Source organism: Goodfellowiella coeruleoviolacea (assembly GCF_024171785.1).
GTDB classification, from domain to species: domain Bacteria; phylum Actinomycetota; class Actinomycetes; order Mycobacteriales; family Pseudonocardiaceae; genus Goodfellowiella; species Goodfellowiella coeruleoviolacea.
This window is the reverse complement of the sequence record NZ_JAMTCK010000039.1, coordinates 1-10,025: the sequence shown is the minus strand read 5'-3', so window position 1 is coordinate 10,025 and position 10,025 is coordinate 1. Positions and strand designations below refer to the sequence as shown.

Below are 10,025 nucleotides of genomic sequence, written 5' to 3'. Positions count from 1 at the left end.
GCGCGTGGTGGCCAACGACAACCCCACATCCACCAACCGCCGCTGCGGACCCGAGACCACCCACTCCCGCAACCGCTCCGCCTGACCCCGCAACGCCCCCACCGACCGCCCCGACAACACCCACGGCACCACCGACAACCCCACACCACCCACCACACCCGACTCCCCCACCGGTGCCTGCTCCCCCACCGGTGCCTGCTCCAACACCACGTGCGCGTTCGTCCCACTCACCCCGAACGCCGACACACCGGCACGCCGCACCCGACCCGTCTCCGGCCACGCCACCGACTCCGTCAACAACGACACCGCACCCACCGACCAGTCCACCTCCGGCGTCGGCGCGTCCACGTGCAACGTCCTCGGCAACACCCCACGCCCCAACGCCAACACCATCTTGATCACACCGGCGATGCCGGCGGCGGTCTGGGCGTGGCCGATGTTGGACTTCACTGATCCCAACCACAGTGGACGGTCCCGGTCCTGGCCGTAGGTGGCCAGGATCGCCTGCGCCTCGATCGGGTCACCGAGCCGGGTGCCGGTGCCGTGCGCCTCCACCGCATCCACGTCCTGAGTGGACAGTCTGGCACTGGCCAGCGCCTGCCGGATCACCCGCTCCTGCGACACGCCACTCGGCGCGGTCAACCCGTTGCTCGCCCCGTCCTGGTTGACCGCCGAGCCCCGCACCACCGCCAACACCGGATGCCCGTTGCGCCGCGCGTCCGACAACCGCTCGACCAGCACCAGGCCGACTCCCTCGGCAAGGCCCATGCCGTCGGCGCTGGCGGCGAACGCCTTGCACCGCCCGTCGGCCGCCAGCCCGCGCTGCCGGCTGAACCCGGTGAACGACGCCGCGGTGGCCATCACCGCCACCCCGCCGGCCAGCGCCAGCTCGCACTCGCCGTTGCGCAGCGCCTGCGCGGCCAGGTGCAGTGCCACCAGCGACGACGAACACGCCGTGTCCACGGTGACCGCCGGCCCCTCCAGCCCGAGGCAGTACGCGATCCGCCCGGACACCACACTGGTGTTGCTGGCGGTGACGGCGTAGCCGGCGAAGCTGTCCGGTGCCTGGTTGAGCAGGGTGCCGTAGTCCTGGTAGTGGCAGCCGACGAACACCCCGGAGCGGCTGCCGTGCAGCGACAGCGGGTCGATGCCGGCGCGTTCGACCGTCTCCCAGGCGGTCTCCAGCAGCAGCCGCTGCTGGGGATCGGTGGCCGCTGCCTCGCGCGGGGAGATGCCGAAGAACTCGGCGTCGAACAGGTTGGCCTCGTGCAGGAACCCGCCCGCGCAGACGTAGGTCGTGCCCGGCTGGTCCGGGTCGGGGTGGTAGAGCCGCGTGGTGTCCCACCCCCGGTCGGTGGGGAACTCCGAGATGACGTCACGTCCACTGGCGACCAGCTGCCAGAAGTCCTCCGGTGATCGCACGCCACCGGGGAACCGGCAGCCCATCGCCACGATCGCGATCGGTTCCCGCTCCCGGTCCTCCGCCTCCTGCAGGCGGCGGTGGGCCTGCCGCAGGTCAGCGGTTACCCGCTTCAGGTAGGCACGAAGCTTGTCTTCATTGGCCACTGTCATGTCACCCCGTTGAGGCAGCCCCGCAAGGCTGGTCGTCGCCAGATCAGGACGTGCCGAACTCGGTGTCGATCAGTTCGAAGATCTCGTCGTCGGTGGCCGCGTCGAGGTCGCCCGCGGCTTCGCTGGGCTGTGGTGCCTGGTTGTCGGCCCACTTCCACAGCAGGGTCCGCAGCCGGTTGCCGATCTCGGCGCGTTCGCCGGGTGGCGGGTCGGCCGTGGCCAGCACCGCGGTCAACCGGTCGAGCGACTCAAGCGCCGCCGAGGTCGTGGTGGTGTCCGGCAGCAGTTGGGCGCGGAGGAAGCGGGCGAGCGCGATCGGGGTGGGGTGGTTGAAGACCAGTGTCGCGGCCAGCCGCAGCCCGGTGGCCGCGCCCAGCCGGTTGCGCAGCTCGATCGCGGTCAGCGAGTCGAATCCGAGGTCGCGGAACGCCCTACCGGGTTCGACCGCGTCGGGGGTGGTGTGTCCGAGGACGGCCGCGACCTGGGCGCGCACCAGTTCCACCAGCGCGCGGTCCCGTTCCGGTTCGGTCAGGCCGGTGAGGCGATCGCGCAGCCCGGCCCCACCGCTCGGCTCGGCCTCGGTGGACCGAGGGGTGGTGTGTTGGGTCAGTGCTCGAACCGCTGGCAGGTCGTCGAGCAGTGGGCGCGGTCGGGCCGAGGTGAACACCGGGGCGAAGCGTTCCCAGTCGACATCGGCCACGACCAGGGCGGTCTCGTCGCGGTCCAGGGCCTGGCCCAGCGCGGTGAACGCGAGTTCCGGGCTCATCAGCGCCAAGCCGCGTCGCCGCAGCTGGTCGTTGTCGATGCCGTCGATCACGCGTTGGGTGTCCCACGGGTTGACCGCGGACCAGACGCCCCAGGCGATCGACGTTGCGGTGTGGCCGCGCGCCCTGCGGTGCTGGGCCAGCGCGTCCAGGAACGCGTTGGCCGCCGCGTAGGCGGCGTGGTCGCGGCTGCCCCACACCCCGGCGATGGAGGAGAACAACACGAACGCGTCGAGGTCGTCCGGGTCGAGCAGGTCGTGGAGGTGTCGCGCGCCCGCGGCCTTGGCCGCGACCACCTCACCGAACTGCGGGACCGTGGTGTCGCTGATCGAGCCCAGTTCGATGAACGCCGCGCCGTGCACCACCGCGCGGACCCGCCGTCCCTGCTCGCGCAGCCCGGCGAGCAGCGCGGCGACCTGCTCCCGGTCGCCCACGTCACACGCGGCCAGCGTCACCTCGGTGCCCAGGGCGGCGAGTTCGGCGGTCAGGTCCGCCGCGCCCGGTGCGGCCTGGCCGCGCCGGCTGGTGAGCACCAGGTGCTCGGCGCCGTTGCGGGCAAGCCACCGCGCGATGTGCGGGCCCAGCACACCGGTGCCACCGGTGACGAGAACCGTGCCCCGGGGCCGCCACCGACGGGCCGGCGATCCCGTGCCGGGGCTGGGCACCAGGCGGCGCACGAACGTCCCGGCCGGGCGCACCGCCACCTGGTCCTCGTCGGCGGCACCGGCGAGCACCGCGCAGAGCAGCCGCGTGGTCTGCTCGTCCGGCTGCCCGGGCAGGTCCACCAGACCGCCCCAGCGGTCGACGTGCTCCAACCCGACCACCCGGCCCAGTCCCCAGGTCAGCGCCTGGTCCGGGGCGGGGAGCTGCTCGGTCTCGGTGACGGCGACCGCGCCGCGCGTGACCATCCACAGTGGAGCGTCCAGCGCGGCGTCGCCCAGCGCCTGCACCAGCACCAGGGTGGCCGCCAGCCCGGCCGGGAGCGCCGGGTGTTCCGGGTGCGGGCGCTGGTCGGCGGATAGCAGGGAGAGCACCCCGTCGACCGCGTCAGCGGCCACGACCTGGCTGATCCGCGTGGCGAGCGCGGCGCGGTCGGTGGCCGCGGTGTCGATCTCCAGTGGCAGCACGGTCGCGCCGCTGGCGCGCAGGCCGCGGATGATCTCCAGGGTTGCTGGTTCGGCCCTGTCGACGTCGGGAACGGCGACCAGCCAGGTCCCGGCCAGCGCCGGGACTCCGGCCTGGCCGAGTGGTTTCCAGACAACGCGGTAGCGCCACTGGTCCACTGTGGCCGTTCGGGCGTGCTCCCGGCGCCAGTCCGACAGTGCGGGCAGCACCGGGGCGAGGTCGTGCTCGGTCACGCCCAGCGTGGCCGCCAGGCCGGCGAGGTCCTGCTGGTCGACCGCCGTCCAGAACCGCTGCTGCGCCGGGTCCGCGTGTCCGGTGGCCGGGTCCTCGGCGGCGGTGAGCCAGTAGCGCTCCCGCTGGAACGCGTAGGTGGGCAGGTCGACCCGGCGCGCGCCGCTGTCCGCGTGGAGCACGCACCAGTCCACGGCCGCGCCGTGGCAGTGCGCCTCGGCCAGTGAGGTGAGGAACCGGTCCAGCCCGCCCTCGCCGCGGCGCAGCGATCCCACGGTCGCCACGTCTGCCGCGGTGTCCTCGGCGGTCTCCTGGACCGCCATGGTCAGCACCGGGTGCGGACTGATCTCGACGTACAGGGTGTGGCCGGCGGCGAGCAGGGCGCTGACCGCCTGGTCGAACCGCACGGTCTGCCGCAGGTTCTGGTACCAGTACTCGGCGTCGCAGGTGTCGGTGTTGATCCGGCCGCCGGTCAGGGTGGAGTAGAGGGGGATGGCGGCCGGCAGCGGGGTGATCGGGTCGAGCACGGTGAGCAGTTCGGCGTGGATGGCCTCGACCTGCGCCGAGTGCGAGGCGTAGTCCACGGGCACCCGGCGGGCGCGGAGCCCGGCTGACTCGCACTCCCGGTGCAGTTCGTCCAGTGCGGCCGGCTCACCGGAGACCACCAGGGAGCGTGGACCGTTGACCGCGGCCACGGCGAGCCGGTCGCCCCAGCGGTGCAGCCGGCCGCGCAACGCCTCGGCGTCCTCGGCGACGGACAGCATCCCGCCCCGGCCGGACAGGGCCCGCAACGCCTTGCTGCGCAACGCCACCACCCGGGCGGCATCCGCCAGTGACAACGCGCCCGCCACGCACGCCGCCGCGATCTCGCCCTGGGAATGTCCCACCACGGCGGCCGGCTGGACCCCGTGGGAGCGCCACAACTCGGCCAGGGACACCATCACCGCGAACAGCGCGGGCTGCACCACGTCCACCCGGTCCAGCGGCGGCGCGTCCGCGTTCCCGCGCAGCACGTCCACCAGGGACCAGTCAACGTGCTGGCGGAGCGCGTCAGCGCAGTCGCGGATGCGTTGGGCGAACACCGGTGCCGTGTCCAGCAGGTCCGCCGCCATGCCGACCCACTGCGAGCCCTGGCCCGGGAACACGAACACGGTTCTGGCCTCGGCGTCCACCGTGCCGCTGACCAGGTTGGCCGCCGCGGTGCCGGTCGCGAGCGCGTCCAGGCCGGCTCGCAGCGTCGCCCGGTCGGTGGCCAGCACCGCGGCCCGGTGGCGCAACGCCGACCTGGTGGTGGCCAGCGAGTGACCGATGTCCACCAGGTGCTGTTCGGGATGGCTGTCCAGGTGGGTGCGCAACCGGGTGGCCTGCGCGCGCAGTGCCGCCTCGGTCCGCCCGGACAGCACGCACGGCACCACCACCGGCGGGCGCCGGTCAGCGGGCGGGTCGTCGTCCTCCTGCTCCTGGGCCGCCTCCAGGATCACGTGCGCGTTGGTGCCGCTGACGCCGAACGAGGACACCCCGGCGCGGCGCGGGCGCCCCGTCTCCGGCCAGGCCACCGGCTCGGTCAGCAGCGACACCGCCCCCGCTGACCAGTCCACCTGGGACGTGGGCTGGTCCACGTGCAGGGTGCGCGGCAGCAGACCGTGCCGCATCGCCAGCACCACCTTGATCACACCGGCCACGCCGGCCGCGGCCTGTGCGTGCCCGATGTTGGACTTCACCGATCCCAACCACAGTGGACGGTCCCGGTCCTGCCCGTAGGTGGCCAGGATCGCCTGCGCCTCGATCGGGTCACCGAGGCTGGTGCCGGTGCCGTGCGCCTCCACCACGTCCACCTGGGACGGTGGCAGCCCGGCGTTGGCCAGTGCCTGCCGGATCACCCGCTGCTGCGCCGGCCCGTTGGGCGCGGTCAGCCCGTTGCTCGCGCCGTCCTGGTTGACCGCCGAACCCCGCACCACCGCCAGCACCGGGTGGCCGTTGCGCCGGGCGTCGGACAGCCGTTCCAGCAGCAGGATTCCCACGCCCTCGCCGAGGCCGGTGCCGTTGGCCGCCGACGCGAACGCCTTGCACCGGGCGTCCGGGGCCAGGCCGCGCTGTCGGCTGAACTCCACCAGGAACCCGGGTGTGGACATCACGGTGGCGCCGCCGGCCAACGCCAGTGCGCAGTCCCCGTTGCGCAGCGCCTGCGCGGCCAGGTGCAGGGCCACCAGCGACGCCGAGCACGCGGTGTCCACGGTCAGGGCGGGCCCTTCGAGTCCGAAGGTGTAGGCCAGCCGACCCGAGGCGATGGACGCGGCGTTCCCGGTGCCCAGGTAGCCCTCGACGCCCTCCGGTGTTCGCTGCAGCAGGCCGGCGTAGTCGTGGCCGTTGCTGCCGACGAACACGCCGGTGCGGCTGCCGGCCAGCGAGTCGGGGGCGATGCCGGCGCGCTCGAACGCCTCCCAGGAGGTTTCCAGCAGCAGGCGCTGCTGCGGGTCCATGGCCAGTGCCTCCCTCGGGGAGATCCCGAAGAGGGCCGCGTCGAACAGGTCGGCGTCGTGCAGGAACCCGCCCTCGCGGGTGTGGCACCGGCCCGGCCGGTCCGGGTCGGGGTCGTAGAGCCGGTCGAGGTCCCAGCCGCGGTTGACCGGAAACCCCGAAATCGCGTCACCACCGGCGACGAGCAGGTCCCACAGGTCTTCCGGAGAGCCAACGCCGGCGGGGAAGCGGCAGCTCATCGCGATGATCGCGATCGGCTCGCCAGCCCTGTCCTCGGCCTCCCGCAGGCGTTGGTGCGCCTCGTCCAACTCCGCGGTGACCCGTCGGAGGTACGCGCGGAGCTTGTCCTCGTTCGCCATCACTTCGCCTCACTGCCGAACTTCTGGTCGATGAAGTCGAAGAGTTCGTCGTCGCTGGCCTCGGTGAGCCGGTGCGCCGCCCGAACCGTGTCCGCAGGCCGCGGGGTTGGCGTGCACGCGGACAACAGCCCGCGCAGCCGGGCGGCCACGTCGGCCCGCTCGTCGTCGGTCAGCGCCTCGGTGTCGAGCGCGGCCGTGAGCCGGTCCAGCGCGGCCTGCCACCCGCCCGGTCCCCGGCCCGGCGCCAGCCCGTCGGCCAGGTGCCTGGCCAGTGCGGCGGGAGTGGCGTGGTCGAAGACCACGGTGGCGGCCAGCCGCAGCCCGGTGGTCGCGGCCAACCGGTTGCGCAGTTCCACGGCGGTCAGCGAGTCCACCCCGAGTTCCTTGAACGGTCGGCCGGCGCGCACCGCCGTCGCGCTGGTGTGGCCGAGCACGGCGGCGGCCGTGGCGCACACCAGGTCCAGCAGGATGCGGTCGCGCTCGGTTTCCGCGGCGCTGGCAAGTCGCTCCGCCAACCCGGCTGCCGCACCGCCGGTGCTGGCCGTTCCGCTGGCCGCCGCGGCCCGGCGGACCGTGCTGGGCACCAGCCCGCGCAGCACGGCCGGCACGGTGCCGTCCGCGACCTGGTCCCGCAGCGCCGCGAGATCCAACCGCATCGGCAGGACCACTGCCCCACCCGAGGCCAGGGCGGCGTCGAACAGGGCGGTGCCCTCGGCCGCGGACAGGGTGGCGACACCGGCGCGGCGCATCCGGGACAGCTGGACCTCGTCCAGGCGGCCGGCCATGCCGCCGCGTTCCCCCCACAGGCCCCAGGCCAGGGACACCGTTGGCGCGCCGCGGGCGCTGCGCCGGTGGGCGAACGCGTCGAGGAACGCGTTGGCCGCCGCGTAGTTGCCCATGCCCGGCCCGCCCAGCGTGCCAGCGGCCGACGAGAACACCACCACGGGCACGGAGCCGGCCACCGCGGCCAGGTTCAGCACGGCGTCGACCTTCGGGCGGAACACCCGCGCCACGTCCTGCGGCGTCATCGCGGTGAGCACGGCGTCGGCCAGCACGGCGGCGGTGTGCACAACCGTGCTGAGTGGACGGTCCGGCGGCAGCGAGTCCAACACCCGGGCCAGTGCGGCCCGATCCGCCACGTCGCAGGCGGCCACGGTCACGTCCGCCCCGAGTTCGGTGATGGCCGCGGCCATACCCGCACTGCCCTCGGCCTGTGATCCCCGGCGGCTGACGAAGAGCAGGTGCCGAACCCCGTAGCTGGCGACGAGGTGCTGGGCGATCACGCCACCCAGCCCGGTGGCGGCGCCGGTCACCAGCACGGTGCCGGTGGGATCGATGGGTGGGGCAGTCTGCTGGGGCGGCTGGTCGAGCCGGGTGAGCCTGGGGCGGAGAACCGTGCCGGCGCGCAGGGCGAGCTGCGGTTCTCCCGAGGCGAGCGCCGCTGGCAGCGCTCGGACGGACTCCTCGGTCTCGTCCAGGTCCACCACCACGAACCGGCCAGGGTGCTCCCGCTGTGCCGAGCGCAGCAGGCCCCACACCGGGGCGAGCACGATGTCGGGCTCGGTGTCCTCGCCGGTGGTGACCGCGTTGCGGGTGAGCACCACCAGCCGCGCCGCCGACCACCGGTCGTCAGCGAGCCACTGCCGCACCAGCGCCAGGACCCGGCAGGTGGCCTGGTGCGCCGCGGTGGCCGGATCACCGGTATCCGCGTCCACTGTGGAGGAACAGGAGGTGAGCACCGTGTCCGGAACACCACTGCCGTTGGCCGTGGCCAGGGACACCAGGTCCGCGTGGTTGGCACAGGGCGTGCCGACCGCTTCCAGGGCGGCGCTCACCCCCAGCTCGTCACCACCGACCACCGCCCAGTGCCCGCTGGTCTGCTCCGGTCGCGGTGCCGCCAGGATCGCGTCCCAGGTCAGGGTGAACAGCGACTCGTGGCGGGCATCCGGCCCCGGCTGTGCGGCGCTCGACACCTCGCGCAGCACCAGGGAGTCCACCGAGATGACCGGGGTGCCGGTCTGGTCGGTCGCGGTCAGCGACACCTCGCCCTGGTTGTGCCGGACCAGCCGAACCCGCAGGGCGGTGGCGCCGGTGGCGTGCAGGGTGGTGCCGCTCCACGAGAACGGGCGGGCCGGCCGGCCACTGGCCGGATCGGCTGCCACGGCCTGCAGTGCGGCGTCCAGCAGCGCGGGGTGGAGGCCGAACCGGGTGGCCTCGGGCTGTTGGTCGTCGGGCAGGACGACCTCGGCGAAGACCTCGTTGCCGCGTTGCCACGCCGCGCGCAGTCCCTGGAAGGCCGGGCCGTAGCGGACACCCGCCTCGGTGAGCCGGTCAGCCAGGTCGTCGAGGTCCACCGGGTCGGCGGCCGCTGGCGGCCAGGCCGGTGGCTGGCTGGGTGGGACGGTCGCTGCCGGACTGACCACACCGGTCGCGTGGCGAGTCCAGGACTGGTCGAGCGAGTCCGCGGACCGGGAGTAGAGGGTCAGCCCGCGGCGGCCGGACGCGTCCGGGGCGCCGACCACCAGTTGCAGCAGAACAGCGTCGTCCTCGGGCACCACCAGTGGCGCGGCCAGGGTCAGCTCCTCAAGCCAGCCGCATCCGACCTGATCCCCCGCGCGGATCGCCAGCTCGACGAACGCGGTGCCGGGCAACAACACCAACTCCCGGTCGGCCGACCCCGGCGTTGCGGTGTCCAGCACGGCGTGATCCGCGAGCCACGGGTGCGACCGGAGGGAGAGTCGGCCGGTGAGCACCACGCTGTCGGCGTCGGCGGCGGTGACCACCGCGCCGAGCAGCGGGTGTTCCGCGGCGACCAGGCCAGCCGCGCTCAGGTCCACTGTGGTCGATGCGTCCGGGTCCGGCCAGAACCGCTGGCGTTGGAAGGCATAGGTGGGCAGTTCGACGTGGCGAGCGCCAGCAGCCGGTCCGCCGGCTGTCCAGTTCACCTGCACACCGTGCACGTGTGCCTCGGCGAGCGAGGTGAGCAAGCGTGCTCGCCCACCCTCATCCCGGCGCAGCGAGCCGAGTGCGACCGCGTCGGCGCCGACGTCGTCGATGGTCTCCTGGATCGAGGTGGTCACCACCGGGTGTGGGCTGACTTCGATGAACGCCTGCTGTCCCTCGCTCAGGAGCAGCCGGGTGACCTGGTCGAACCGGACGGTCTGGCGGAGGTTCGCATACCAGTACTCCGCGTCGCAGGCCGCGGTGTCCAACACCTGCCCGGTCACCGTGGAACAGAACGGCACGGTCGAGGACACCGGAGTGATCCCGGCCAGCGACGCCAGCAGTTCGTCGCGGATCGCCTCGACCTGCGCCGAGTGTGACGCGTAGTCCACCGGGATCCGCCGCGCCCGCACCCCCTCCGCCGCACACCGGGCCAGCAGCCCCTCCAGCGCCTCCACCTCACCGGAGACCACCGTGGACCCAGGGCCGTTGACCGCGGCCACCGACAACCGACCACCCCACTCCCCCAGCCACCGCTCCACCCGACCGGCCG

At 73.6% G+C, this 10,025-nt stretch carries 3 protein-coding genes; all 3 read right to left on the bottom strand.

The genetic code is table 11. The annotated features are described in order from the left end of the window. Positions 1-1,566 (bottom strand): type I polyketide synthase (locus LX83_RS37400; RefSeq protein WP_308204134.1); only part of this gene is annotated, 1,566 nt, incomplete at its 3' end. A 49-nt stretch (positions 1,567-1,615) separates the two neighbouring features. After that, complete coding sequence (locus LX83_RS37395; protein WP_407649777.1) at positions 1,616-6,532, bottom strand: type I polyketide synthase; 4,917 nt, start codon at positions 6,530-6,532, stop codon at positions 1,616-1,618. Continuing rightward, positions 6,529-10,025: type I polyketide synthase (locus LX83_RS37390; RefSeq protein ID WP_253780906.1), on the bottom strand; the 3,497-nt coding region annotated here is incomplete at its 5' end. The genes LX83_RS37395 and LX83_RS37390, both read right to left, overlap by 4 nt.